We start from the raw sequence: 24,540 nt of genomic DNA, 5'->3' as shown, positions 1-24,540 counted from the left end.
TTCTGGCGTTGATTTTTGGCACGCTGTTGAGTTCTCAAGGAACGGACGCTTCCTTTGTACTCACCCTCTCGGGCTTTCCTCCGGGCTTTCGTTCTTGCGATTCAGACTCTATCAGAGTCTTTCTCGCTTGCTTTCCAGGTCCTGCGCTTCCGCGCTTTCCCTTTCCGGCGGTGCCGACTCTATCAGATCCTTTCGGGCCTGACTCCCAGTCAGCGGGTTTTGCCTTCCGGGCTGTTGGGCCCTTCCGGCGAGTGAGACAGTAGCGGATTCCTTACCCCCGAAGCCAATCGGGGGCTGCGTCCTGGAACGCGGATTCCTCATTCGCAAATACGCATGAAAACGGGACGACGGGGTGCGCCGTTCGTTCGAATGTGTAGTGCGGGATGGCTGTCCGGGGACCGACCGGGGTCGGCGCTCACGTCGGACAACTCGAAGAACCTTACGGATCAGGCACACCCGTGTCAACTCCCGGCTGACCGGCGGACGACCGGTCGGCGAACTTCCCGCGCGCCTCACCCCACGAGGGCTACGCTGGCTCCCATGACTACGCATGCGCTCACGCTCAGCCTCCGCTGGTGGGCCGCCTGACGGCGGCCGACCTTCCACGCGAGCACGCATGCGCTCACGGCCGCCGCTACGGCGGCCGTTTCTGTTTCTCCCCTCCCGGGAGCGGCTCGGTCGCCCGCGCGGTGACCGCGAGGCCACACCACCACTCACAGGGAGAGCAGCAGACATGACGAGGATCTTCAGCGGGATCACCCCGTCCGGGCACCTGACGCTGGGCAACTACCTCGGGGCCCTGCGGCAGTGGGTCGCGGCCGAGCACGCGCCGGCGGACGCCCTGTTCTGCGTCGTGGACCTGCACGCGCTCACCGTGGACCACGATCCCGCGCGGGTGCGGCGCCTCACCCGGCAGGCCGCGACGCTGTTCCTCGCCGCCGGGCTGGATCCGCAGCGGTGCACCCTCTTCGTGCAGAGCCACGTCAGCGAGCACACCCGGCTGTCCTACCTGCTGGAGTGCACCGCCGCCGACGGGGAGCTCCGGCGGATGATCCAGTACCGGGAGAAGGCGGCGAAGGCGGAGGCGTCCGGTCAGGGCGTACGGCTGTCGCTGCTGACGTATCCGGTGCTGATGGCCGCCGACATCCTCGCCTACGCGGCGGAGGAGGTGCCGGTGGGCGAGGACCAGCGGCAGCACGTGGAGCTGACGCGGGATCTGGCGGTGCGGTTCAACCAGCGGTACGGGCAGACCTTCACCGTGCCCAGGGTGACGCTGCCCGCCGTGGGCGCGCGGGTCATGGACCTCCAGGACCCCACCTCGAAGATGGGGAAGTCCAGTGAGAACGGCGCCGGGATCGTCTATCTGCTGGACGAGCCGGCGGTGATCACCAGGAAGGTGATGCGGGCCGTGACCGACAGCGGTGACGGCGGGGTGGTCTACGACCGGGCGGCGCGGCCCGGGGTGGCCAACCTGCTGGACCTCCTGGCCGCCTGTACGGGCGGGGATCCGCAGGAGCTGGCCGGGGGGTACGAGCAGTACGGGCCGCTGAAGCGGGACGTCGCCGAGGCGGTGGTGGAGCTGCTGCGGCCGCTGCGGGAGCGGCACGCCGAGCTGGCGGCCGATCCGGGCGAGGTGGAGCGGGTCCTGCGCGAGGGGGCGGGGCGCGCGCGGGCCCTCGCGCGGCCGGTGGTGGACCGGGCGTACGAGGCCATCGGGCTGCTGGCTCCCTGAAGCGTGAGGGGGACGGCGGCCCCGCCGTACCGGGGCCGCCGTGCCTTCGTGGGTCAGCTGTTGCCGGTGGCGAGTTCGCGGCTGCGGTCGCGGGCCGCTTCGAGGGCGGCGATCAGGGCCGCGCGTACTCCGTGCTTCTCCAGCTCCACGATGGCGTTGATCGTCGTACCGGCGGGGGAGGTGACGGCCTCGCGGAGCTTGACCGGGTGCTCGCCGCTGTCGCGGAGCATGACGGCGGCGCCGATGGCGGCCTGGACGATGAGGTCGTGGGCCTGGGCGCGGGGCAGGCCGAGGAGGATGCCCGCGTCGGTCATGGCCTCGACGAGGAAGTAGAAGTACGCGGGTCCGGAGCCGGAGAGGGCGGTCGCGGCGTCCTGCTGGGACTCGGGGACGCGCAGGGTCTTGCCGACGCTGCCGAAGATCTCCTCGGCGTGCTGGAGGTGGGCGGCGGTGGCGTGGCTGCCGGCCGAGATGACGGACATGGCCTCGTCGACGAGGGCGGGGGTGTTCGTCATGACGCGGACGACGGGGGTGCCGGGGGCGAGCCGTTCCTCGAAGAAGGCGGTGGGGACGCCGGCGGCCCCGCTGATGACCAGGCGGTCGGCGGGGACGTGCGGGGCGAGCTCTTCGAGGAGCTTGCCCATGTCCTGCGGCTTGACGGTGAGGATGAGGGTGTCGGCGCGCTTGGCGGCTTCGGCGTTGGTGACGGCCTCGACGCCGTAGCGGGTGCGGAGCTCCTCGGCGCGCTCGGGCCGGCGGGCGGTGACGAGCAGTTTGGCGGCCGGCCAGCCGCCCCGGATCATCCCGCTGAGCAGGGCCTCGCCGATCTTGCCGGTACCGAGGACTGCGACTGTCTGGGTCATGCCCGATTCACCTCGCCGAACGAACGTGGGACGTACGGGCTCATCCTCGCACCGGGAGGGTGCGGCCGGGGCGGGTGTCCGGTCCGTGGGCGCCGGGAGCGGGCTACGGGGTCCTGCGGCGGAGGGTGGCGGCGCCGAGGGTGAGGACGAGCAGGGCGCAGGCGGCGACGACGACGGCGTCGCGGACGAAGTCGGCGGTCATGTCGGTGTGGGTGAGGACCTGGGTCATGCCGTCGACGGCGTAGGACATGGGCAGGACGTCCGAGATGGCTTCGAGGACGGGGTGCATGGTGTCGCGCGGGGTGAAGAGGCCGCACAGGAGCAGCTGCGGGAAGATCACGGCCGGCATGAACTGGACGGCCTGGAACTCGGACGCGGCGAAGGCGGAGACGAAGAGGCCGAGGGCGGTGCCGAGGAGGGCGTCCAGGAGGGCGACGAGCAGGAGCAGCCAGGGGGAGCCGATGACGTCGAGGCCGAGGAGCCAGAGGGCGAGGCCGGTGGCGAGGAGGGACTGGACGACCGCGACGGCGCCGAAGGCAAGGGCGTAGCCGGCGATGAGGTCGGCCTTGCCGAGCGGCATGGCGAGGAGGCGTTCGAGGGTGCCGGAGGTGCGTTCGCGGAGGGTGGCGATCGAGGTCACGAGGAACATCGTGATGAGGGGGAAGATCCCGAGGAGGGACGCGCCGATGCTGTCGAAGGTGCGGGGGCTGCCGTCGAAGACGTAGCGCAGCAGGGTGAGCATCACTACGGGGACCAGCACCATCAGCGCGATGGAGCGCGGGTCGTGGCGGAGCTGGCGCAGGACGCGGGCGGCGGTGGCGAGGGTGCGGGCGCGGTTCATCGCCGGTTCTCCTTCGCCAGTGCGCCGGCTTCGTCGACGAGGCGGAGGAAGCCTTCCTCGACGGTGGCGGTGCGGGTGCGGGTGCGCAGGGCTTCGGGGGTGTCCTGCGCGAGGACGCGGCCCTCGCGCATGAGGAGCAGGTCGTGGCAGCGCTCGGCCTCGTCCATGACGTGGGAGGAGACGAGGATCGTGGCGCGGCGGCGGGCGGTGAGGTCGTGGAAGAGGTTCCACAGGTCGCGGCGCAGGACGGGGTCGAGGCCGACGGTGGGTTCGTCGAGGACGAGCAGTTCGGGTGTGCCGAGGAGGGCCACGGCGAGGGAGACGCGGCTGCGCTGGCCGCCGGAGAGGTCGCCGGCGAGGGCGGTGGCGCGGCTGGTGAGGTCGACGTCGGTGATGGCCTGTTCGACGGCGGCGCGGCGGCGGTCGGCGGCGGTGCGGCCGGGGTCGAGGACGGCGGCGAAGTAGTCGAGGTTCTGGCGGACGGTGAGGTCGTCGTAGACGGAGGGCGCCTGGGTGACGTAGCCGATGCGGGAGCGGAGGCCGGGGTGGCCGGCGGGGTGGCCGAGGACGTCGAGGGTGCCGGTGACGTGGGCCTGGGTGCCGACGACGGCGCGCATGAGGGTGGACTTGCCACAGCCGGAGGGGCCGAGCAGGCCGGTGATGCGGCCGCGGGGGACGGTGAAGGCGATGCCGTCGAGGACGGTGCGGGGATGGCGTCCGGTGCCGCGCCGGACGGTGAGGCCGTGGGCGTGGACGGCGGGAGGGGGTTCCTCCGGCTGGTTATTCATCATGTGATGAATAATGCTCCCGGCTGTGCCGGGCGTCAATGGACCCCGGGTTCGGGAACCGGCGGAAGGGGCGCTACTTCTTGCGCTTGGGGCGGCGGGCGGCCGGGTTGCCCGTACGGGCGCCGCGGCGGCGGGCGAATTCGGCCACGGCACGCTCGTACTCGGCACGGCGGAGCTTCTCGCCGGGGGCCTCGGTCAGGCTGCGCAGGAAGTAGGCGGCGAGCGAGCCGATGAAGCCGATCGTCTTGAGGCCCTTGAGGGCGGCCTCGTCGGACGACGGCCGGGGGCGGCGGCCGAAGGACTCCCAGGTCTTGGCGAAGGAGATGGCGCTGGCGATGGCGAAGAGCACGACGACGGAGATGCTGAGGAAGGGGCCGACGTCGCCGATCTCCAGGCCCTCGTAGGCGAAGCGCAGCAGGAAGGCGCCGATGACGGCGGCGGCGAGCGAGCCGGCGGCCACGCCGGCGCGGCGCAGGGCGTAGCCGTTGTCGTGGTCCACCCAGGAGGTGCCGAAGAACCGGATCGGCTCGGGCCGCGGCCCGGGGGCCGGCGCGGCGGGGGTGGTCTCGTCTCGCTGCTCTGCGTCGCTCACAGCAGCGATTATCTCCCCCGGCCACCGCTCGGGGGGACCCCCGCCGGCGGGCGGACCCGCCGGGGGTGTCCCCGCCGGCGAAGCGGTGACGCGGTCAGCCGCAGCGGCCGGCGACGTAGCCGTCGGCGCCGGTCCGCACGTAGGCGTCGGAGACGAAGCGGCCGTTTCCGACGCAGTCCCACAGGTCCGTGGTGCCGTACGGGCCCGAGACGGTGGTGCCGGGGCACTGGCAGCGGATCGTGACGTAACCGCCGACGGGTACCGCGTCGATGATCGGGTAGTTGGTGCCGGGGCCGCTGCGGATGTTGACCCGGTAGCCGGGCGCGGTCGGGTAGGACTGGAAACCCGAGTCGGCGGCCGCGAGGCCCTGCGCCTCGCTGGAAACGTTGTCAGTGGACATGTGAGAACTCCCCCCGTGGGTGTTGCTCTGCGCGACGCGCGCAGGGTGGCAAGCCCTTGGATGGTCGCACGGGGCATCGACTAGGCTCCGGCGGGGGTGGTGAGCGGTGCAGTCACTGCACGCGGACTACGCCGGGTTTCCGGAGTACGCCGGGCAGTACCGGCTCGAATCCGTGCTCGGCTCCGGCGGCATGGGCGTCGTCCATCTGGCCACCTCCAGCTCCGGGCTGAAACTCGCCGTCAAGGTCGTCCACGCCCAGCACGCCGTGGACGCGGAGTTCCGGGCGCGGTTCCGACAGGAGGTCGCGGCCGCGCGGAGGGTGAGCGGCGCCTTCACCGCGCCCGTCGTGGACGCCGACCCCGATGCCGAGCGGCCCTGGATGGCCACCCTGTTCATCGACGCCCCGACCCTGTCCGAGCGGGTACGGGAACGCGTGCTCGACCCCGTCGAGCTGACCCGGCTCGCCGCCGGGCTGGCGGAGGCCCTGCGGGACATCCACCGGGCCGGTGTGGTGCACCGGGACCTGAAACCGAGCAACGTGCTGATGGCCCCGGACGGGGTCCGGGTCATCGACTTCGGCATCTCGCGCCCGGCCGACAGCGACCTGCGCACCGAGACCGGCAAGCTGATCGGGACCCCGCCCTTCATGGCGCCGGAGCAGTTCCAGCGGCCGAGGGAGGTGGGGACGGCCGCGGACGTGTTCGCGCTGGGCGCGGTGCTGGTGCACGCGGCGACCGGGCGCGGGCCCTTCGACTCCGACAGCCACTACCTCGTGGCGTACCAGGTCGTGCACAGCGAGCCCGATCTGACCGGGCTGCCCGCCCGGCTCGTGCCGATCGTGGCGCGGTGCCTGGCGAAGGATCCGGCGGAGCGGCCGACCGCCGAGGCGCTGATCGCCGAGATGCGCGCCGTCGCGTACCCGACGTCCGAGGACACCCAGGCCTTCATCCCGCAGCCGCGCCGGCCGCAGGCGGAGGAGGAGGCCACCCACCTGCGGCAGCGGATCCCGACGGACCGGACGCCTCCCCGCCGCCGCCGCGGGCGGGCGCTGACGGCGGCCGGGCTCGGGGTGCTGCTCGCCGCGGGGGCGGTCGGCGGCTACCTGTGGTGGGCGCCCGGCACCGGGGCGCCGGAGCAGCCGGTCGCCCATGCCTCGGGGAAGCCGGGCAAGGGCTTCTCCCCCTGGTCGACCGCACCGGGCACCCCGGCGGTGTCCTGCTCGGCGGCGACCGGCGGACTGTACTGCTCCGGGCGCGGCGTGGCCGCCACCCGCCTCGACCCCGCGGACGGCTCGACGGCGTGGACGGTCCGCGCGAACGCCCCCGGCCAGGGCCTGACGTCCGCCAGTGCTCCGCTCCACGCGGGCGGGCTGGTCCTCGTGACGGCACCCGGCAGCGAGCGGCTCCAGGCACTGGACCCCGGCACGGGCGCGGAACGCTGGCAGCGGAAGCTGTCCGGCGGCACGCGCGTGGTGACCGCGGGCCCGTACGCGCTCACCGTGACCGCGAACGGCGACGTCACCGCCCTCGACGCCGCGAGCGGCGCGCCGCGCTGGACGCGGAGGATCGGTGACGCCGGGTCCGTGTGGTGGGGCGGCCCGGGGGCGGCGGGGGCGCCCGTGCTGTACGTGGCGACCGCGGCCCTCGACGGCGGGTCGACGCAGCTCGCGGAGGTCGATCCGGTGACGGGAGCGGTGCGCTGGCAGACGCGGGCCTCGGGGAAGCTGCGGCCCGTCGGCGTGGCGCAGGGTGCGGTACAGCTGCTGGACAGCGACGCGGGGGCCAGGACCGCCGGCATCGTCAGGGTGGACGTGGCGGCCCGGACCGTCCGCCGGACCCAGCTGCCCGCACCGCTGTTCGACGCGGAGGCGACCGTGGGACCGGAGGGGACCGTCTACGCCTTCGGCAGCGGCGGGGCGCTCGTGGCGGTCGGCGCGGAAAGGGAGCTCTGGCGGCTGGAAACCGGGGCGGCCAGCGGCTCCGGGCCCGTCGTCTCGGACGGGCGGGTCTTCCTGATGACCGGGGACGGCCGGCTGCTGGCCGTGGACGCGGCGGCCGGGCGGCTCGTGGGGCAGACCAGGCCGCGCATGGCGGCCCAGGGCACCTTCAGCGCCACCCTCCCCGCCCCCGTCGTCACCGGCGGCCGCGTCTACGCGTCCGCCCCCGACGGCACCGTCTTCGCCGTGGACGCGCGGAACCCCGCCGGGTGGTGAACCACACCGGCGGGGTCCGGAGTACTCAGCCCAGCTTCGACACGTCGCGGACCGCGCCCTTGTCGGCGCTGGTGGCCATCGCCGCGTAGGCGCGCAGGGCGGCCGAGACGGTGCGCTCGCGGGTCTTCGGGGCGTACACGCCGCCGAGGGCCGCGTGCCGGGCGGCCAGCTCCTCGGCGGAGACCAGCAGCTCGATCGACCGGTTCGGGATGTCGATGCGGATCCGGTCGCCGTCCTCGACGACCGCGATGTCACCGCCGGAGGCCGCCTCCGGGGAGGCGTGGCCGATGGACAGGCCCGAGGTGCCGCCGGAGAAGCGGCCGTCCGTCACCAGGGCGCAGACCTTGCCGAGGCCACGGCCCTTGAGGAAGGAGGTCGGGTAGAGCATCTCCTGCATGCCGGGGCCGCCGCGCGGGCCCTCGTAACGGATGACGACGACGTCTCCCGGCTGGACCTGCTTCGTCAGGATCTTCTCGACGGCCTCGTCCTGCGACTCGCAGACGACCGCCGGGCCCTCGAAGGTCCAGATCGACTCGTCGACACCGGCCGTCTTCACGACGCAGCCGTCGACCGCGATGTTGCCGCGCAGGACGGCGAGGCCGCCGTCCTTGGAGTACGCGTGCTGCACGGAGCGGATGCAGCCGCCCTCGGCGTCGAGGTCGAGGGTCTCCCAGCGCTCGGACTGGGAGAAGGCGGTGGCGGAGCGCTTGCAGCCGGGGGCCGCGTGCCACAGCTCCATCGCCTCCTCGGACGCCGTGCCGGAGCGGGCGTCCCACTTCGCGAGCCAGTCCTCCAGGCCCTTGGAGTGGACGGTGGTGACGTCCTTGTTGAGGAGCCCGCCGCGGTGCAGCTCGCCGAGGATGGCGGGGATGCCGCCGGCGCGGTGGATGTCCTCCATGTAGTACGTGCCGCCGGGCGCCACGTTCGGGGCGACCTTGGCCAGGCACGGGACGCGGCGCGAGACGGCGTCGATGTCCGTCAGGTCGTACTCCAGGCCCGCCTCCTGCGCGGCGGCCAGCAGGTGCAGGATCGTGTTGGTCGAGCCGCCCATGGCGATGTCCAGGGCCATGGCGTTCTCGAAGGCCTCGCGGGAGGCGATGCTGCGCGGCAGGACCGACTCGTCGCCGTCCTCGTAGTAGCGCTTGGTGATCTCCACGACCGTGCGGCCGGCGTCCTCGTACAGGGCGCGGCGGGCGGTGTGCGTGGCGAGGACGGAGCCGTTGCCGGGCAGGGCCAGGCCGATGGCCTCGGCCAGGCAGTTCATCGAGTTGGCGGTGAACATGCCCGAACACGAACCGCACGTCGGACAGGCGTTCTCCTCGATGCGCAGGACGTCCTCGTCCGACACGTTCTCGTTGGAGGCGTCGACCATGGCGTCGATCAGGTCCAGCTTGCGGACGGTGCCGTCCACCAGGGTGGCCTGCCCGGCTTCCATCGGACCGCCGGAGACGAAGACCACCGGGATGTTGAGGCGCATGGCGGCCATCAGCATGCCGGGGGTGATCTTGTCGCAGTTGGAGATGCAGATCAGGGCGTCGGCGCAGTGCGCCTCGACCATGTACTCCACGCTGTCCGCGATCAGGTCGCGCGAGGGCAGGGAGTACAGCATGCCCGCGTGGCCCATGGCGATGCCGTCGTCGACCGCGATCGTGTTGAACTCGCGCGGGATCGCCCCGGCGGCGCGGACGGCGTCCGAGACGATGCGGCCGACCGGCGCCAGGTGGGTGTGACCGGGGACGAACTCGGTGAAGGAGTTGGCGACCGCGATGATCGGCTTGCCGATGTCCTCGCTCGCTACGCCCGACGCGCGCATCAGCGCACGAGCGCCTGCCATGTTGCGGCCGTGGGTGACGGTGCGGGACCTCAGCTCGGGCATACGGTTTCACTCCCCATGAGTGCGGCTGTACGGTCAGCCGCGACTGCGGATATGGCTCGGTTACGAGGCTACGCCCACCGCCCGCGATCCGGACACCTCGTCCGGATGCCGGGACGCGGGGGTCACTCCTCGGTCAGGTAGCGCTGGAGGGTGGGAGCGACGAGGGCCACGATGTCCTCCGCGTCCGCCGACGCGAGCGGCTCCACCTGGACCACGTACCGCAGGATCGCGATCCCGACCATGTGCGAGGCGGCCAGCTCGGCGCGGAACGTCGGATCCGGGACGTCGAGGTCGGCGGCGATCCGCTCCAGCACGCGGCGCAGCACCAGCGTGCGCAGCACCTTCGCGGCGGCGTCGTGCGTGAGCGCCGACCGGATCACGGCCAGCAGCGGCACCCGGGTGACCGGGTTCTCCCACACCCCGAGGAAATAGCGGACCAGCCGCTCCCCGATGCCGTCGGGACCTTCCCCGAGAATGGCCGGAACCACCAGGGCCGGCTCCAAGCTCACCTCGATGGCAGCGGCGAAGAGGTCGTCCTTGCTGCCGAAGTAGTGGTGCACCAGCGCCGGGTCCACCCCCGCGACCTTCGCGACGCCGCGCACGGACGTCTTGTCGTACCCGCGCTCCGCGAACACCTCGCGGGCGGCGAGGCGGATGCGCTCCTGCGTGCCGGGGCCCTCGTCCGCCTCGTCCTGGCGCGGCCGGCCGGGGCCGCGCCGCCGCTTCGCGGGCTCCGTCACCGGCGGCCGGCCGGCTTCGCGAGGTGGGCGCGCGTGAAGGCCAGCGCCTCCGCGAGGTCCGCCTCCCGCTCCGCGGAGGACATGGCGCGCCGCGTGTTCACCTCGATCACCACGTGCCCGTCGAAGGAACTCCGGGCCAGCCCCTCGAGCAGCTCGGCGCAGGGCTGCGTACCGCGCCCGGGGACCAGGTGCTCGTCCTTCGCCGATCCGTTGCCGTCGGCGAGGTGGACGTGGGCCAGCCGGTCCCCCATCCGGTCGATCATCGCGGAGGCGTCGGTGCGGGCGGTGGCGGTGTGCGACAGGTCGACGGTGAAGTGCCGGTAGTCGTCCTTCGTCACGTCCCACTCGGGCGCGTACGCGAGCATCTCGCGGTCCCGGTAGCGCCACGGGTACATGTTCTCGACGGCGAAGCGGACGTCGGTCTCGTCGGCCATCCGCCAGATCCCGGACACGAAGTCCCGCGCGTACTGGCGCTGCCAGCGGAACGGCGGATGCACCACGACGGTGGACGCCCCCAGCCGCTCGGCCGCCGCCCGGGCCCGGTGGAGCTTGGTCCACGGATCCGTCGACCACACGCGCTGGGTGATGAGCAGACAGGGCGCGTGCACGGCCAGGACCGGCACCTGGTGGTGGTCCGACAGGCGGCGCAGCGCGTCGATGTCCTGGCTCACCGGGTCCGTCCAGACCATGACCTCCACCCCGTCGTAGCCGAGGCGCGCGGCGATCTCGAAGGCGGTCGCCGTGGACTCCGGGTAGACGGAGGCGGTGGACAAGGCGACCTTCGGGGTCCGGCTGCTCGGGATACGGAGTGGATCTGCCACGGTGACAGATTACGGGGCGCCTCACCGGCGGGACGCGCACGGCGGCACTCTCGTCATACTTTTCGGATGGAGCCCGAAGGGACCGCGCGGGCCCCGCAGTGGCCGGCCGACCGCGGCGTCGTCCAGGCGCCGGGGGGCTGGACGGACCCGGACAGGCCCGGCGCTCCCCGCACCGCCAACGAGATCGCGCACTCCTGGGCGTACGAGGTGTTCGTGGACGAGGACCTCGACGGGGCGGCGGCGGTACGGACGGCCTCCGGCCTGCTGGACCTCCTCGACGAGTACTGGGCCGCCTGCGAGATCGGCTTCGCGCACGACGGCCCGGCCCCCTCTCCAGGGCGCTGCGCGCCGGCTACCACGACCTCTACGGCGACCTGGACCCCGCCGCGGCCCTCACCCTCCTCGACCGCCTCGCCCTCCCCCCGGCCACGGAACACCTCGCCCCGCTCCGCGCGGTCCTCGCGGCGGGCCACCGCAACCACCGCCACGCCCCGGAGGCGTGGGCCGCGGCGACGGTCTGACGGCGCCGCCGGGGGACCCGTCCCCGGGGCGGTTACGGCAGGTGGTCCAGGCGGCGGAGGATGACACCTTCGCGCAGCGCCCAGGGGCAGATTTCCAGTTCGTCCACGCCGAAGAGGTCCATCGCCGCCTCCGCCACCAGTGCCCCCGCCAGGAGCTGGGCGGCGCGGCCCTCCGAGACGCCCGGGAGGCCGGCGCGCTCCGTCGTGGTCATCACCGTCAGGCGGGGCACCCACTCCTCGAGGGACTTGCGGCTCAGTTCGCGCTGCACGTACAGCCCGTCGGCCTCGCGGGCCGCGCCCCCGAGGCGGGCCAGCTGTTTGAAGGTCTTCGACGTCGCCACCACGTGGTCCGGCGAGCCGAAGCGCCTGAACTCGCCGACCGTCCGCGCGATCCGCGCCCGCACGTGCCGCCGCAGCGCCTTCACGTCCGCCGGGTCCGCCGGGTCCCCCGGGAGCCATGCCGAGGTGAGGCGGCCCGCGCCCAGCGGGAGGGACACGGCCGTGTCGGGGTCCTCGTCTATCCCGTACGCGATCTCCAGCGAGCCCCCGCCGATGTCGAGGACCAGCAGCTTCCCCGCGGACCAGCCGAACCACCGGCGGACCGCCAGGAAGGTCAGCCGGGCCTCGTCCTCACCGCTGAGCACCGTCAGCTCGATGCCGGTCTCCGCCTTGACCCTGGCGAGGACGGCGTCGGCGTTCGGGGCCTCGCGCACCGCGCTGGTCGCGAAGGGCAGGACGTCCTCGCAGCCCTTGTCTTCGGCGGCCTGCACCGCGCCGGCGATCGCCGCGACGAGCCGTTCGACACCCTCCGGGCTGACCGCGCCGTGCGCGTCGAGCAGCTCCGCGAGGCGCAGCTGCACCTTGTGCGAGTGCGCGGGCTGCGGGCGCGCGCCGGGGTGCGCGTCCACCACCAGCAGATGGATCGTGTTCGAACCCACATCGAGGACACCGAGTCTCATACGGGAAACGCTACTGGGCCGGACGCGGAGCGGTGGAGGAAGGGGCGCTTAGGCTGGGCTTGTGCCAAATACGAAGAAGGCCAGCAAGAGCGAGACCAAGAAGAAGACCCGGGTGTCGGACGAGAAGGGCCTCGATTTCCCCCGCGCCTGGGTGGAGTTCCCCGATCCGGCCGACGAGGAGCAGGTCTTCCGCTGCGACCTGACCTGGCTGACCTCCCGCTGGACGTGCATCTTCGGCAGCGGCTGCCAGGGCATCCAGGCGGGCCGCGCGTCCGACGGCTGCTGCACCCTCGGCGCGCACTTTTCCGACGAGGACGACGAGAAGCGGGTCGCCGGGCACGTCGCCCGCCTGACGCCGGAGCTGTGGCAGTTCCACGACGTCGGGAGCGAGTCCGGCTGGACCCAGCTCGACGACGACGGGGAGAAGCAGACCCGCCGCTGGAACGGCGCCTGCATCTTCCTGAACCGGCCCGGTTTCCCGGCCGGCGCGGGCTGCTCCCTGCACATCCTGGCGCTCAGGAGCGGCCAGGAGCCGCTGGAGACCAAGCCGGACGTGTGCTGGCAGCTGCCCATCCGGCGGACCTACGACTGGATCGACCGGCCGGACGACACCCGGGTCCTCCAGGTGTCGATCGGCGAGTACGACCGGCGCGGCTGGGGCCCGGGCGGCCACGACCTGCACTGGTGGTGCACGTCGGCGACCTCCGCGCACGGTGCCGGCCGGCCGGTGTACGAGTCGTACCGGGCGGAGCTGACGGAGCTGATGGGCAAGGCGGCCTACGAGGAGCTGGTGAAGCTGTGCGAGGCGCGGCTGGCCTCGCTGCTGCCGATGGCCCCGCACCCCGCCGACCCGGCGTAGACCCGGGCCGCCGCGAACCGGTACGCGGCACCGCGGCCGTGCCCCGGACCCGGGCCTCAGCCCCCGGGCGTCCCCGGGTCGGGGGAAACCGTTCCTCCTGAGGGGGGTTCCGGGGTCGCCGTGTCCGTCGGGGCCGGCGTGGGGTCCGGGGTCGGCGTCGGGTCCGGGGTCGGCGTGGGGTCGGGGGCGGGCGCGGTCGGTGTGGGCGTGGGGTCCGGGGTGGGCCTGGGCGTCGGGGTGGGGTCCGGGGCCGGCGGGGTCGGCTCGGGGGCGGGCGCGGGGCGGCCGCGGCCCTGGAGGGAGACCACCGCCCCGCCGGGGTCGACGCCGACCCGGGCCGTCCAGGCGCCGACGGGCTGGGCGCCGGTGTCGACGGTGATCCGGAGGGTGACCGATTCTCCGGGCGCGAGGGTGCCCGCCGTCTCGCTCGCGCGCAGCCAGGGCGCGTCCGACCAGAGCCGCCAGTCGACGGGGTTCCCGCCGGAGGCGGTGAGGGTGAGCAGGGTGGTGGCGCCCCGGGTGGTGGCGGCCACGGTGAGGCGGCCGGCGGCGCCGGGGCCGCCGGCCTCGGGGCCGGCCGGGCCTCCGGCGCTGATGACCTTGACGGAGACGTCGGGAGCCGCGCTGCCGGCGGCGAAGCCGGGCTCCCCGGTGGTGTGGGTGGTGTTGCCGGTGTTCTCGTACCCGGTGAAGGGGCGGCCCCCGACGTAGGGGGGCGGGATCTTCGATTCGCTGGCCGAGACGCGGGTGCCGTCGCCGCCGACGGGCTCGCCGGTGGAGGGGGCGCCCCGGTACGCGGCCCACAGCGCGAGTACGGGCGCGGCTACGACGGTGGCCACGACGGTGGTGGTCACGGCCCGGGCGCGGAGCCGCTCACGGCGGGCGGCGCGGTCCTTGGGGTCCATGGGGAAGCCGGTCCGGTCGAAACGCGGGCCGGGGCGGCCGCCGCGGCGCCGGCCGGAGCGCAGCATGGCGGCGTGGACGGCGGTGCGGGGCGCGGGGACCAGGGGCAGGACGGCGCTGATGCCGGAGCCCGGCCAGGGCGCCGCGGCGCCGACGCGTTCGGCGGCGCGGCGGCAGCGCGGGCAGTCGTCGACGTGGCGGACGAGCTCGGCGCGCAGGGTGGTGGACAGCAGTACCTGGCCGTCGCCGTCGTCGCCGGTGATGCGGGAGACGGCCGGGCAGTTGGCGGTCTCGACGACGGCGAGGGCGGCGCGGGTGCGTTCGACCTCGCAGGCCGCGCCGGAGAGCAGGTCCCGGGCGGCGGTGGGGGCGGTGCCGAGGACGGCGGCGAGTTCGGTGACGCCGAGGCGGTGGCGGACGGAGAGCTCGAGGGCCTCGCGCTGTTGGGGGGTGGTCCCGGCGGCCTCGGGCCAGGCGAGCCGGGCGAGTTCGGTACGGCGGTAGGCGCTCACGTCGAGTGGGCGGTGCGCCCGGGGCGCGCGCTCGGGGTCCGTGTGCTCCAGCGTGCGCGGGGCGGAATGCGCTCCCTGGCGTACGCGCCGTCGCGCGGCCAGCCGGCGCAGGCAGGCCCAGCGGGCGAGCGCGTAGAGCCAGGCCCGCCGGTCGCCCTCGTCGGGACATCGGCCGGGGTACCGCTCGGCGACGGCGAGGACGTCGCCGAGCACCTCGGTGGCGGCGTCGTGGTCGCACAGGACCGACAGGCAGTACGTGAAGAGCCCGTCCAGATGGGGCTCGTGCCGCAGGTGCGGGGGCTCCCCGCCGGGGACGGGGTCCTCGGGCCGGACGGTGCCCGCGGTATCAGCCGCACCGGCACCGGCCGCACCACCTGCACCGGCCGCACCACCTGCACCATCCGCTTCTGCCGTCGCTCCTACCTCATAGGAAGGATCACCGGCAACTGGCGTAACCTCCGCACCACCCGTATCGCCCGCCGGGCCCGCCCGGTCCACTCGGCGCGTGCGCCCGTGCGCGGGGTGTGCGCCGGTGCGCGATACGGACTCTCCCTGGTCGCTGCTGTTCACTCGGCGAACCGTAGGCGGCGCGCCCGTAACGCTCCGGAAGCCTTCCGGGGTTTTAGCCCTTAAGGGTGAACAGATCGGCACTCGGCTGACAGCGGCCCTGACGCCCGGCCCCGCCGCGCGCGGATCCGGTGGTCCGGCGGCCGCCCGCGCGCCCAGCGCGTCGGGCGTTGTCGGCGGCGGCGGCTACGGTGGGCGCCATGGCTGCCCGTACATCTCGTTCATCCGCCAAGGACCGGCCGTCCTACCGCTGCTCCGAGTGCGGCTGGACCACCGCGAAGTGGCTCGGCCGGTGCCCCGAGTGCCAGGCGTGGGGGACCGTCGAGGAGATGGGCGCGCCCGCCGTACGGACCACCGCGGCCGGTCGCGTCTCCGCGGCCGCGCTGCCCATCGGCCAGGTCGACGGCAGGACCGCGGCCGCCCGCAGCACCGGCGTGGACGAGCTGGACCGGGTCCTGGGCGGCGGCCTCGTCCCCGGCGCCGTGGTGCTGCTGGCGGGCGAGCCGGGCGTCGGCAAGTCGACGCTGCTGCTGGACGTCGCCTCGAAGGCGGCCACCGGCGACCACCGCACCCTGTACGTGACCGGCGAGGAGTCGGCCAGCCAGGTGCGGCTGCGGGCCGACCGGATCAACGCCCTCAACGACCACCTCTACCTCGCCGCCGAGACCGACCTGTCCGCGGTGCTGGGCCACCTCGACGCGGTGCGGCCGTCGCTCCTGGTCCTGGACTCCGTGCAGACCATCGCCTCCCCCGAGATCGACGGCGCGCCCGGCGGCATGGCCCAGGTGCGCGAGGTCGCCGGCGCGCTGATCCGCGCCTCGAAGGAGCGGGGCATGGCCACCCTCCTCGTCGGCCACGTCACCAAGGACGGCGCCATCGCCGGCCCCCGTCTGCTGGAGCACCTGGTGGACGTGGTGCTCAGCTTCGAGGGCGACCGGCACGCCCGGCTGCGCCTGGTGCGCGGCGTGAAGAACCGTTACGGGGCCACCGACGAGGTCGGCTGCTTCGAGCTGCACGACGAGGGCATCACCGGGCTCGCCGACCCCAGCGGGCTGTTCCTGACCCGGCGGGCCGAGGCGGTGCCGGGCACCTGCCTGACCGTGACCCTGGAGGGCAAGCGCCCGCTGGTCGCCGAGGTGCAGGCGCTCACCGTCGACTCTCAGATCCCCTCCCCGCGCCGCACCACCTCGGGTCTGGAGACCTCGCGCGTCTCGATGATGCTGGCGGTGCTGGAGCAGCGCGGCCGGATCACCGCGCTGGGCAAGCGGGACATCTACAGCGCGACCGTGGGCGGGGTGAAGCTGACGGAGCCGGCGGCGGACCTCGCGATCGCGCTGGCGCTGGCCTCGGCGGCCAGTGATGTGCCCCTGCCGAAGAACCTGGTGGCCATCGGGGAGGTCGGTCTGGCCGGCGAGGTGCGGCGGGTGACCGGTGTCCAGCGCCGCCTGGCCGAGGCGCACCGGCTCGGCTTCACGCACGCGCTGGTCCCGGCGGACCCGGGGAAGGTGCCGGCGGGGATGAAGGTGACCGAGGTGGCGGACATGGGGGACGCGCTGCGGGTCCTGCCGCGCGGGCGTTCGCGTACGCCGGCCCGGGAGCGGGCGGCGGCGGAATAGCGGGCCCGGGAGCGGGCGGCGGAGCGGCCCGCCGCGCCCACGGCGGCGCGGACAGCAGCGGAATCCGCGCCTCCGCAGGCGGGTCCGCAGCAGGTCAGCGGGCGGACGCGAGCCGGACAGCAACCGGACGGCAGGCCCGGCCGGGGGCGACCCCGGGGGCCGGCGCGCACGGCGCGTACGGGGCCTCCCGGCGGCGGTACGGGCCAAGCCCCGGCGGGCGCACAGCGTGCGCCGGTAGACTTTGGGCTGGTCCGCCCGGCCGTACGCGGCGGCGCAACCCGCGACCGGAGGAGTGCAGTGGCAGCCAAGGACGGGGCAGCAGCACCCGGGAAGTCCGGCGCGAGCTCCAAGCACGAGGCGTTGATGCGCGCGTCGCTGAGCGCGGTCGCGCCTGGTCAGCCCCTGCGCGACGGGCTGGAGCGGATCGTCCGGGGCAATACGGGCGGCCTGATCGTCCTGGGCATGGACAAGGCCGTCGAGTCGATGTGCACCGGCGGCTTCGTACTGGACGTGGAGTTCACCGCGACCCGGCTGCGCGAACTGTGCAAGCTCGACGGGGCCCTCATCCTCGACAAGGACATCACCAAGATCCTGCGGGCCGGCGTACAGCTGGTGCCGGACGCCTCGATCCCCACGGAGGAGACGGGCACCCGCCACCGCACGGCGGACCGCGTCTCCAAGCAGTGCGGTTTCCCGGTGGTGTCGGTGTCCCAGTCGATGCGGCTGATCGCGCTGTACGTGGACGGGGAGCGGCGGGTCCTGGAGGAGTCCGGGGCCATCCTGTCCCGGGCGAACCAGGCGCTGGCCACGCTGGAGCGGTACAAGCTGCGTCTGGACGAGGTCGCGGGCACGCTGTCGGCGCTGGAGATCGAGGACCTGGTCACGGTCCGCGATGTCACCGCCGTCGCGCAGCGGCTGGAAATGGTCCGCCGGATCGCGACGGAAATCGCCGAGTACGTGGTCGAACTGGGCACGGACGGGCGACTGCTGTCGCTCCAGCTGGACGAGCTGACGGTCGGCATCGAGCAGGAACGGGAGCTGGTGATCCGGGACTACGTTCCGGAACCGACGGCGAAGCGTTCCCGCACGGTGGAGGAAGCGCTGCCGGCGCTGGACGCGCTGACCCATCCGGAACTGCTGGAGCTGGCGATCGTGGCACGGGCCCTGGGCTACACGGGCTCGCCGGAGACGCTGGATTCGGCGGTGTCGCCCCGCGGGTACCGGCTGCTGGCGAAGGTGCCCAGGCTGCCGGGGGCGATCATCGAGCGGCTCGTGGAGCACTTCGGCGGGCTGCAGAAGCTGCTGGCGGCCAGCGTGGACGACCTCCAGACGGTGGACGGCGTCGGCGAGGCCCGTGCCCGCAGCGTCCGCGAGGGCCTGTCCCGCCTGGCGGAGTCCTCGATCCTGGAACGGTACGTCTAGCGCCCTTCGCCCGTTCCCCGGGGGCGCTGTCCCGGACCCCGCGCCTCAAACGCCGGCGGGGCCGGAAGGACAACGGCAAGCCCCGCGCAGCGGCACGGCATCCGCGGGAAGACCCACCGGCACCGGCACCGCCCGTGGCCCCGCCGGGCGGGCCGGCGGCCGCGCAGCGGCGCGAAGCCGGGGAGGCGCCGAGCGGCGCGTCAGAAAAATCAGTCCTGCTTCAGGACGAAGGACGTGCGGGCCACCGGGAGGCCGGGGGACTTGACCTCGACCACGTAGGTGTCGGGGGCCGGGTTGCCCTGCGGGGGGTTCTGGCACTGGTCCGCCGCGCTCGGCTTGCGGTCCCATTCCACCGTCTGCTTGGTCTCGCCCTGTGCCGGGAGCCGGTAGAAGGCGTTGGCCGCGCCCGTCGGGCAGTCGGCGGAGGACCAGACGGCCTTGGCTCCGGTCGTCTGGAAGATGGTCACGACCGCCTGCTTCGGGCCGAGCCCGAACTTGCAGGTGCTGCCTGAGGTGTTGCGGACGAGCAGTTCGAGACGAGGCTTCTCGTTCGTCTCGTACTCGTTCTTCACGCTCTTGACCTCCCACTGCAGCGCGCTCGCCGGACACGTCGGCAGCGGGGAGTCCGCCGGGACCTGCGCGGGGGAGGAGCCGGAGGAGCCCGCACCCGAGCCGGAGGCCGCGCCGGTGCCGCCCGGGGCGTCATTCCCGCCCGGGCCCTGGGAGCCGCCGCCGGTGCCGGTGCCGGAGCCCGACTCGGCGCGTCCGCCCGGGGCCTGACTGATCGCCGGGCCGGAACCGGAGGGGCCTGGGGTGATCGTGCGCACGGGTCCGGAGCCGTCGCCGCCGCCCTTGCCGTTCGTACTCGTGCCCCCGCCACCGGAACTGACGAACCATACGGCGAGCAGCGCGACGAGCGCGGCGACGGACGCCAGCACGGCCCTCCGCCGCCAGTAAATGGAGGAGGGGAGCGGCCCGACCGGATTGCGCAGAGATCCCACGCACCGAACCTTACGAGAACTCGTGCCGCGTTCCGCGCCCCACATGCCGCGTATCCGGCAGGTTTTGCCGATGATCATCCTGCGGGGTCACCCGGGAACGGCCATAACCGGCCAGGGGCCCGGCGCGGTCCCGTCGGGGCGACCAGTACGGTCAGTGACCATGGACAGCTCCGACCTCTACCGCGACATCACCGACTTCGCCCACGACACGCCCTTCTGGGTGCAGTTGACGGTCGAGGTCTGGACCGAATATGGCCTCCTCCTCTTCGGTCTGCTCTTCATATCCGTCTGGTGGCGCGCGCGCGGACAGCGCGGCGGCGAGCCTCGGGCCCTCGCACTGGCGGTGCTCGCGCCGCTGGTCACCGCGCTCGTGTACGTGGCCTCGGAGCTGGTGAAGTCCACCATCGACGAGGAACGGCCCTGCCGGGCGGTGGCCGGTGCGGCCGCCTCCCTGATCCCCTGCCCGCCGTACGGCGACTGGTCCTTCCCCAGCAACCACTCCGCCATAGCCGGCGCCGCCGCCGTCGCACTGGCGCTGGCCGTTCCCCGGCTCGCGTGGCTGACGGTGCCGATGGGTCTGCTGATGGCCTTCTCCCGGGTCTTCGTCGGGGTGCACTATCCGCACGACGTCGGCATGGGCCTGCTCCTGGGCGCCTCGCTGGCCGTGATCGCCGTGGCGGCGCTGACCGGTCCGATGACCGCCATCACCACCGCCGTCCAGGGCAGCGGCAACCGCGCGGCCGTCTGGTTCACCGGTCCGGGCCCCGCGCGCCGGCCCTGAAACGTGCCAGGATGCCGTCTGTCATGACTGCATCTCCCACACACACCTCCGCGCTGCACACCCCCGTCATCGCGTGGTTCGACGAGCACGCCCGCGACCTTCCCTGGCGCCGCCCCGAGGCCGGCCCCTGGGGGGTGATGGTCAGCGAGTTCATGCTGCAGCAGACCCCCGTCAGCCGGGTGCTGCCGGTGTACGAGCAGTGGCTCGCCCGGTGGCCCCGGCCCGCGGACCTGGCCGCCGAGGCGCCGGGCGAGGCCGTACGGGCCTGGGGGCGGCTGGGCTACCCCCGCCGGGCCCTGCGCCTGCACGGCGCGGCCTCGGCGATAACGGAACGGCACGGGGGCGACGTGCCCCGCGACCACGCGCAGCTGCTCGCGCTGCCCGGGATCGGCGAGTACACGGCCGCCGCGGTGGCCTCCTTCGCGTACGGGCAGCGGCACCCGGTGCTGGACACCAACGTGCGCCGCGTCTTCGCGCGCGCCGCGACCGGGGTCGAGTACCCCCCGAACGCCACCACCGCCGCCGAGCGGCGGCTGGCACGGGAGCTGCTGCCCGAGGACGAGGCGACGGCGGCGCGCTGGGCGGCGGCCTCCATGGAGCTCGGCGCGCTGGTGTGCACCGCCAAAAGCCCCGACTGCGTGCGCTGCCCGGTCGCGGCGCAGTGCGCGTGGCGGCTGGCGGGGAAGCCGGCGCACGACGGGCCGCCGCGGCGCGGTCAGACGTACGCCGGGACGGACCGGCAGGTGCGCGGCAAGCTGCTGGCGGTGCTCCGGGAGGCGGTGGGCCCGGTTCCGCAGGCGGTGCTGGACACCGTCTGGGACGAGCCGGTGCAGCGGGCCCGGGCGCTGGACGGGCTCGTGTCGGACGGGCTGGTGGAGCCCCTCGCGCAGGGGATGTACCGCCTGCCGCAGAGCTGACGGCCTGCGGACCGGGCCCGGCCGGCGGACCGGGCCCGTGTCCCGGACACGGCCCGGGATCCACTCGAAGCAGAGTCGCAGATTCCGTTTCGGGCCGGGAAACCGCAGCTCAGCGGCGCTGTTACACAACCTACGGGTGTCCGTGCGCCCACCGCAGGCTGACCCGCACAGTGCCGTGACAACCCCTCCGTAACTTCGGACCCGTAAGACAGCGGAGACGGGGACGCAGTGGAGGCGGTCTGAATGGCGCACGGAGAGGTACTCGAGTTCGAGGAGTACGTACGTACCCGGCAGGACGCCCTGCTGCGCAGCGCGCGACGCCTGGTCCCGGACCCCACGGACGCCCAGGACCTGCTCCAGACCGCCCTCGTGCGCACCTACGGCCGCTGGGACGGCATCGCCGACAAGTCCCTGGCCGACGCCTACCTGCGCCGGGTCATGATCAACACGCGGACCGAGTGGTGGCGGGCCCGCAAGCTCGACGAGGTCCCCACCGAACAGCTCCCGGACGCGTCCGTCGAGGACGGCTCGGACCAGCGCGCCGACCGCGCCCTGCTGATGGACATCCTCAAGGTGCTCGCGCCCAAGCAGCGCAGTGTCGTGGTGCTGCGACACTGGGAGCAGATGAGCACCGAGGAGACGGCCGCGGCGCTCGGTATGTCGGCGGGAACCGTGAAGAGCACACTGCACCGCGCCCTGGCCAGGCTCCGACAGGAGCTGGAGAGCCGGGACCTGGACATGCGTGCCCTGGAACGCGGTGACCACACCACGCGCTACGAGGGGCGGGAGCGGTGCGCGGCCTGAACGGCCAACTTCTGAGCGGCAGGAGCTCGCTGGTACTCATGTCGACGGGGACGTTCGTCCTCGTCGGCACAGTGCTGTTCGCGGCCGGATGCTCCACCGGCGGCACCGGCCTGCGCGACGGCGGGCCCGCGCGCACCGAGTCGGTGGCGCGCAGCAACCAGCCCACGGGCGGCGCCTCGAAGCCGCCGGCCCCGGGGCACTCCCCCGCCGCGTCCACCGGCAGCCAGGTCAAGCGGGTCGACCCGGTGGCCCTGCTGAAGGCAGACCCCAGGGTCAGCGCCGAGATCAAGCGGGACCTCAAGCCCTGCACGGGCAAGGAGTACCCCATCGACGTGAGCTACGGGAAGATCACCGGCGGCACCGTCGTCGACGTCGTGGTCAACGTCCTGTCCTGCGCCGATGCGCTGGGGCGCGGTTCGTACGTGTACCGCTCGGACGGCGGGAAGTACGAGAATGTGTTCGCGGACGAGCAGAAGCCGGTCTACGCGGAGATCGACCGGGGCGACCTGGTGGTCAGCAAGCCCGTGTACGGGCAGGACGCCGCGCCCTCCGAACCGTCCGGCGAGGACGTGATCACGTACCACTGGAACGGCGAGAGGTTCACCGAGCAGGACCGGGTCCACTCGGAGTACAGCAACGTGTACAACCCCGGGATGCAGCCGGCCCCGGCCGTCTCCCCGAAGAACTGAACGCCCGAAGAACCCGACGCGCGGTGGTACCGGACGCGCGCAACGCACAGAACGACCGAGCGGAAGAACCGGAGTGAGGCTGGGCATGGCCGAGACCCACGTGCTGTTCGTGGAGGACGACGACGTCATCCGCGAGGCCACGACCCTGGCGCTGGAGCGCGACGGCTTCGTGGTCACCGCCATGCCCGACGGCCTGTCCGGCCTGGAGTCCTTCCGGGCGCACCGGCCCGACATCGCCCTGCTCGACGTGATGGTGCCCGGCATGGACGGCGTGAGCCTGTGCCGCCGCATCCGCGACGAGTCCACCGTTCCCGTGATCATGCTGTCGGCGCGCGCCGACAGCATCGACGTGGTCCTGGGCCTGGAGGCGGGCGCGGACGACTACGTCACCAAGCCCTTCGACGGCTCCGTCCTCGTCGCCCGCATCCGCGCCGTGCTGCGCCGCTTCGGCCACGCCGGCGGCACGCGCAGCGGTGCGAACGGCTCCTCCGGCGCGGACGTCCCGGACGAGCGCGGGGTGCTGTCCTTCGGTGACCTGGAGGTCGACACGGAGGGCATGGAGGTCCGCAGGGCCGGCGCCCCCGTGGGCCTGACCCCCACCGAGATGCGGCTGCTGCTGGAGTTCTCCTCCGCGCCGGGCACCGTCCTCTCCCGCGACCGGCTCCTGGAACGGGTCTGGGACTACGACTGGGGCGGCGACACCCGCGTCGTTGACGTCCACGTCCAGCGGCTGCGCACCAAGATCGGGCAGGACCGGATCGAGACGGTCCGCGGCTTCGGATACAAGCTCAAGGCATGAGTAGAACCGCATGAGGCGTGTCACCCTCCGCACGGGGATCCGCTGGAAGATCACCCTCGCCATCGCCGCCGTCGGCGCGCTCACCGCGCTCGCGCTGAGCCTGGTGGTGCACAGCGCTGCCCGCGTGTCGATGCTGGAGAGCGCCCGCGAGCAGGAGCTGGAACGGGTCCAGTACGTCTCCCGCACTCCCGACGCCGGACGCAAGCCGATCTGGGGCGCCAAGGTCAACGACCCCGAGCTCCCCGCGGAGCTGCGCGAGAAGGCCCGCTCGGGGCGGCGCGGCACCTACATCCACGAGTCCCCCAAGCGGGTCCCCGAGGTGTGGGCGGCCGTACCGCTCGGCAACGGGCAGGTGCTCTCCATGCACCACCCGTTCCGCGAGAGCGCCAACATGGTGCGCGACCTGGACCGGGCCCTCGTCGTCGGCTCGCTGGCCGTGGTGATCGGCGGCTCGGCCATGGGCGTGCTCATCGGCGGCCAGATCTCCCGCCGGCTGCGCCAGGCCGCCGCCGCCGCGCAGCGCGTGGCGCACGGGGACCCCGAGGTACGCGTACGGGACGCCGTGGGCGGTGTCGTACGGGACGAGACGGACGACCTCGCGCACGCCGTGGACGCCATGGCCGACGCCCTCCAGCAGCGGCTGGAGGCCGAACGGCGGGTGACGGCGGACATCGCGCACGAGCTGCGGACCCCGGTGACGGGCCTGCTCACGGCGGCGGAGCTGCTGCCTCCGGGCCGGCCGACGGAGCTGGTCCGCGACCGCGCGCAGGCGATGCGGGCGCTGGTCGAGGACGTGCTGGAGGTGGCCCGGCTGGACAGCGCCTCCGAGCGGGCGGAACTCCAGGACGTGGCGCTCGGCGAGTTCGTGAGCCGCCGGGTGGCTTCGCTGATGCCGGAGGCCTCGGTACGGGTCGTCGCGGACGAGATCGTCAGCACGGACCCGCGCCGGCTGGAGCGGATCCTCGGGAACCTGCTGGCGAACGCCTCGCGGTACGGGCGGGCCCCGATCCAGGTCGACGTCGAGGGCCGGGTCGTGCGCGTCCGGGACCACGGACCGGGCTTCCCCGAGGCGCTGCTGCGCGAGGGCCCGAGCCGCTTCCGGACCGGGTCCACGGACCGCGCCGGGGTGGGTCACGGGCTCGGGCTGACCATCGCGGAGGGGCAGGCCCGGGTGCTGGGGGCGCGGCTGACGTTCCGCAACGTCGCGGCGCGGGGCGGCGCGGAGAACGAGGGCGCCGCCGCCGGGGCGGTGGCGGTGCTGTGGCTGCCGGAGCACGCGCCGACGGCGACGGGCAGCTTCCCGGTCATCCAGCTGCCGGGCTGAC

The 24,540-nt window shown here is 73.6% G+C and carries 22 protein-coding genes; 11 read left to right on the top strand and 11 right to left on the bottom strand.

Annotation, left to right across the window (positions count from 1 at the left end; genetic code table 11):
* The first annotated feature begins 733 nt into the window (after positions 1-733).
* Positions 734-1,732, top strand: a complete 999-nt coding sequence (gene trpS, locus ACFY7H_RS30865) for a tryptophan--tRNA ligase (protein ID WP_388944897.1) — start codon at positions 734-736, stop codon at positions 1,730-1,732.
* 53 nt (positions 1,733-1,785) lie between these two features.
* On the opposite strand, the gene proC is transcribed toward trpS, so the two are convergent.
* From proC to ACFY7H_RS30840, 5 genes are all read right to left on the bottom strand, one after another.
* Positions 1,786-2,595, bottom strand: coding sequence for a pyrroline-5-carboxylate reductase (gene proC / locus ACFY7H_RS30860; protein WP_388944895.1), 810 nt, complete (start codon positions 2,593-2,595; stop codon positions 1,786-1,788).
* Between the two features lie 103 nt (positions 2,596-2,698).
* Positions 2,699-3,436 carry an ABC transporter permease gene (locus tag ACFY7H_RS30855; protein ID WP_388944893.1) on the bottom strand — a complete coding sequence of 246 codons (738 nt, stop codon included), beginning with the start codon at positions 3,434-3,436 and terminating at the stop codon, positions 2,699-2,701.
* The gene (locus ACFY7H_RS30850; RefSeq protein WP_388944890.1) at positions 3,433-4,227 is read right to left on the bottom strand and encodes an ABC transporter ATP-binding protein; all 795 of its coding nucleotides are present in this window, start codon (positions 4,225-4,227) and stop codon (positions 3,433-3,435) included. The genes ACFY7H_RS30855 and ACFY7H_RS30850 overlap by 4 nt, the downstream gene beginning before the upstream one ends.
* Before the next feature lie 70 nt (positions 4,228-4,297).
* The gene (locus tag ACFY7H_RS30845; RefSeq protein WP_388944887.1) at positions 4,298-4,816 is read right to left on the bottom strand and encodes a hypothetical protein; all 519 of its coding nucleotides are present in this window, start codon (positions 4,814-4,816) and stop codon (positions 4,298-4,300) included.
* A gap of 94 nt (positions 4,817-4,910) precedes the next feature.
* The gene (locus ACFY7H_RS30840; protein ID WP_388944885.1) at positions 4,911-5,216 is read right to left on the bottom strand and encodes a peptidase; all 306 of its coding nucleotides are present in this window, start codon (positions 5,214-5,216) and stop codon (positions 4,911-4,913) included.
* A gap of 106 nt (positions 5,217-5,322) precedes the next feature.
* On the opposite strand from ACFY7H_RS30840, the gene ACFY7H_RS30835 reads away from it, so the two are divergent.
* Positions 5,323-7,428 (top strand): PQQ-binding-like beta-propeller repeat protein, encoded by a 2,106-nt coding sequence (locus ACFY7H_RS30835; RefSeq protein WP_388944882.1) that lies wholly within the window; start codon positions 5,323-5,325, stop codon positions 7,426-7,428.
* A 25-nt stretch (positions 7,429-7,453) separates the two neighbouring features.
* Here the strand turns inward: ACFY7H_RS30835 and ilvD are convergent, their stop codons facing one another.
* From ilvD to ACFY7H_RS30815, 4 genes are all read right to left on the bottom strand, one after another.
* Entirely contained in the window at positions 7,454-9,304 is a 1,851-nt protein-coding gene (gene ilvD, locus ACFY7H_RS30830; protein WP_388944879.1) for a dihydroxy-acid dehydratase, read from the bottom strand.
* 122 nt (positions 9,305-9,426) lie between these two features.
* Positions 9,427-10,044, bottom strand: coding sequence for a TetR family transcriptional regulator (locus ACFY7H_RS30825; RefSeq protein WP_388944876.1), 618 nt, complete (start codon positions 10,042-10,044; stop codon positions 9,427-9,429).
* A complete protein-coding gene (locus tag ACFY7H_RS30820) occupies positions 10,041-10,865 on the bottom strand; it encodes a sugar phosphate isomerase/epimerase family protein (protein WP_388944874.1) in 825 nt (274 codons plus the stop codon). The genes ACFY7H_RS30825 and ACFY7H_RS30820 overlap by 4 nt, the downstream gene beginning before the upstream one ends.
* A gap of 553 nt (positions 10,866-11,418) precedes the next feature.
* Positions 11,419-12,345, bottom strand: a complete 927-nt coding sequence (locus ACFY7H_RS30815; protein WP_388944871.1) for a Ppx/GppA family phosphatase — start codon at positions 12,343-12,345, stop codon at positions 11,419-11,421.
* Between the two features lie 61 nt (positions 12,346-12,406).
* Between ACFY7H_RS30815 and ACFY7H_RS30810 the strand changes: the two genes are divergently transcribed.
* Complete coding sequence (locus tag ACFY7H_RS30810) at positions 12,407-13,204, top strand: hypothetical protein (RefSeq protein ID WP_388944868.1); 798 nt, start codon at positions 12,407-12,409, stop codon at positions 13,202-13,204.
* Between the two features lie 56 nt (positions 13,205-13,260).
* Here the strand turns inward: ACFY7H_RS30810 and ACFY7H_RS30805 are convergent, their stop codons facing one another.
* Complete coding sequence (locus tag ACFY7H_RS30805) at positions 13,261-14,832, bottom strand: hypothetical protein (RefSeq protein WP_388944866.1); 1,572 nt, start codon at positions 14,830-14,832, stop codon at positions 13,261-13,263.
* Positions 14,833-15,386: 554 nt separating this feature from the next.
* On the opposite strand from ACFY7H_RS30805, the gene radA reads away from it, so the two are divergent.
* Both radA and disA read left to right on the top strand, forming a co-directional pair.
* Entirely contained in the window at positions 15,387-16,802 is a 1,416-nt protein-coding gene (gene radA / locus ACFY7H_RS30800; RefSeq protein WP_388944863.1) for a DNA repair protein RadA, read from the top strand.
* Between the two features lie 297 nt (positions 16,803-17,099).
* Positions 17,100-18,224, top strand: coding sequence for a DNA integrity scanning diadenylate cyclase DisA (disA, locus tag ACFY7H_RS30795; protein ID WP_388944859.1), 1,125 nt, complete (start codon positions 17,100-17,102; stop codon positions 18,222-18,224).
* Between the two features lie 209 nt (positions 18,225-18,433).
* On the opposite strand, the gene ACFY7H_RS30790 is transcribed toward disA, so the two are convergent.
* Positions 18,434-19,225, bottom strand: coding sequence for a hypothetical protein (locus tag ACFY7H_RS30790; RefSeq protein ID WP_388944856.1), 792 nt, complete (start codon positions 19,223-19,225; stop codon positions 18,434-18,436).
* 160 nt (positions 19,226-19,385) lie between these two features.
* Here ACFY7H_RS30790 and ACFY7H_RS30785 point away from each other — a divergent pair, with 160 nt between their 5' ends.
* The 6 genes from ACFY7H_RS30785 to cseC all read left to right on the top strand — a co-directional run bounded on the left by ACFY7H_RS30785 (position 19,386) and on the right by cseC (position 24,539).
* Entirely contained in the window at positions 19,386-20,006 is a 621-nt protein-coding gene (locus tag ACFY7H_RS30785; RefSeq protein WP_388944853.1) for a phosphatase PAP2 family protein, read from the top strand.
* A gap of 23 nt (positions 20,007-20,029) precedes the next feature.
* Positions 20,030-20,923 carry an A/G-specific adenine glycosylase gene (locus tag ACFY7H_RS30780; RefSeq protein ID WP_388944850.1) on the top strand — a complete coding sequence of 298 codons (894 nt, stop codon included), beginning with the start codon at positions 20,030-20,032 and terminating at the stop codon, positions 20,921-20,923.
* 243 nt (positions 20,924-21,166) lie between these two features.
* Positions 21,167-21,727 carry a SigE family RNA polymerase sigma factor gene (locus ACFY7H_RS30775; protein WP_007264805.1) on the top strand — a complete coding sequence of 187 codons (561 nt, stop codon included), beginning with the start codon at positions 21,167-21,169 and terminating at the stop codon, positions 21,725-21,727.
* 38 nt (positions 21,728-21,765) lie between these two features.
* Positions 21,766-22,416, top strand: coding sequence for a hypothetical protein (locus ACFY7H_RS30770; RefSeq protein ID WP_388944846.1), 651 nt, complete (start codon positions 21,766-21,768; stop codon positions 22,414-22,416).
* 85 nt (positions 22,417-22,501) lie between these two features.
* Positions 22,502-23,215, top strand: a complete 714-nt coding sequence (gene cseB, locus ACFY7H_RS30765; RefSeq protein WP_388944843.1) for a two-component system response regulator CseB — start codon at positions 22,502-22,504, stop codon at positions 23,213-23,215.
* 10 nt (positions 23,216-23,225) lie between these two features.
* A complete protein-coding gene (gene cseC / locus ACFY7H_RS30760; protein WP_388944839.1) occupies positions 23,226-24,539 on the top strand; it encodes a two-component system sensor histidine kinase CseC in 1,314 nt (437 codons plus the stop codon).
* Position 24,540 lies beyond the last annotated feature (1 nt).

Source organism: Streptomyces sp. NPDC012794 (assembly GCF_042901085.1).
In the GTDB taxonomy this organism is placed as follows: Bacteria; Actinomycetota; Actinomycetes; order Streptomycetales; family Streptomycetaceae; genus Streptomyces.
Note: the sequence above shows the minus strand (reverse complement) of the source record. Positions and strands in the feature narration are given on the sequence as shown.

Bases quoted from the DNA above. Each gene is read 5' to 3' on its own strand.
- proC (WP_388944895.1), bottom strand. From the start codon at position 2,595: ATGACCCAGACAGTCGCAGTCCTCGGTACCGGCAAGATCGGCGAGGCC.
- ACFY7H_RS30815 (WP_388944871.1), bottom strand. From the start codon at position 12,345: ATGAGACTCGGTGTCCTCGATGTGGGTTCGAACACGATCCATCTGCTG.
- ACFY7H_RS30785 (WP_388944853.1), top strand. From the start codon at position 19,386: ATGGACAGCTCCGACCTCTACCGCGACATCACCGACTTCGCCCACGAC.
- ACFY7H_RS30855 (WP_388944893.1), bottom strand. From the start codon at position 3,436: ATGAACCGCGCCCGCACCCTCGCCACCGCCGCCCGCGTCCTGCGCCAG.
- ACFY7H_RS30770 (WP_388944846.1), top strand. From the start codon at position 21,766: ATGTCGACGGGGACGTTCGTCCTCGTCGGCACAGTGCTGTTCGCGGCC.
- ilvD (WP_388944879.1), bottom strand. From the start codon at position 9,304: ATGCCCGAGCTGAGGTCCCGCACCGTCACCCACGGCCGCAACATGGCA.
- cseB (WP_388944843.1), top strand. From the start codon at position 22,502: ATGGCCGAGACCCACGTGCTGTTCGTGGAGGACGACGACGTCATCCGC.
- trpS (WP_388944897.1), top strand. From the start codon at position 734: ATGACGAGGATCTTCAGCGGGATCACCCCGTCCGGGCACCTGACGCTG.
- ACFY7H_RS30850 (WP_388944890.1), bottom strand. From the start codon at position 4,227: ATGATGAATAACCAGCCGGAGGAACCCCCTCCCGCCGTCCACGCCCAC.
- cseC (WP_388944839.1), top strand. From the start codon at position 23,226: ATGAGGCGTGTCACCCTCCGCACGGGGATCCGCTGGAAGATCACCCTC.
- ACFY7H_RS30840 (WP_388944885.1), bottom strand. From the start codon at position 5,216: ATGTCCACTGACAACGTTTCCAGCGAGGCGCAGGGCCTCGCGGCCGCC.
- radA (WP_388944863.1), top strand. From the start codon at position 15,387: ATGGCTGCCCGTACATCTCGTTCATCCGCCAAGGACCGGCCGTCCTAC.
- ACFY7H_RS30775 (WP_007264805.1), top strand. From the start codon at position 21,167: ATGGCGCACGGAGAGGTACTCGAGTTCGAGGAGTACGTACGTACCCGG.
- ACFY7H_RS30780 (WP_388944850.1), top strand. From the start codon at position 20,030: ATGACTGCATCTCCCACACACACCTCCGCGCTGCACACCCCCGTCATC.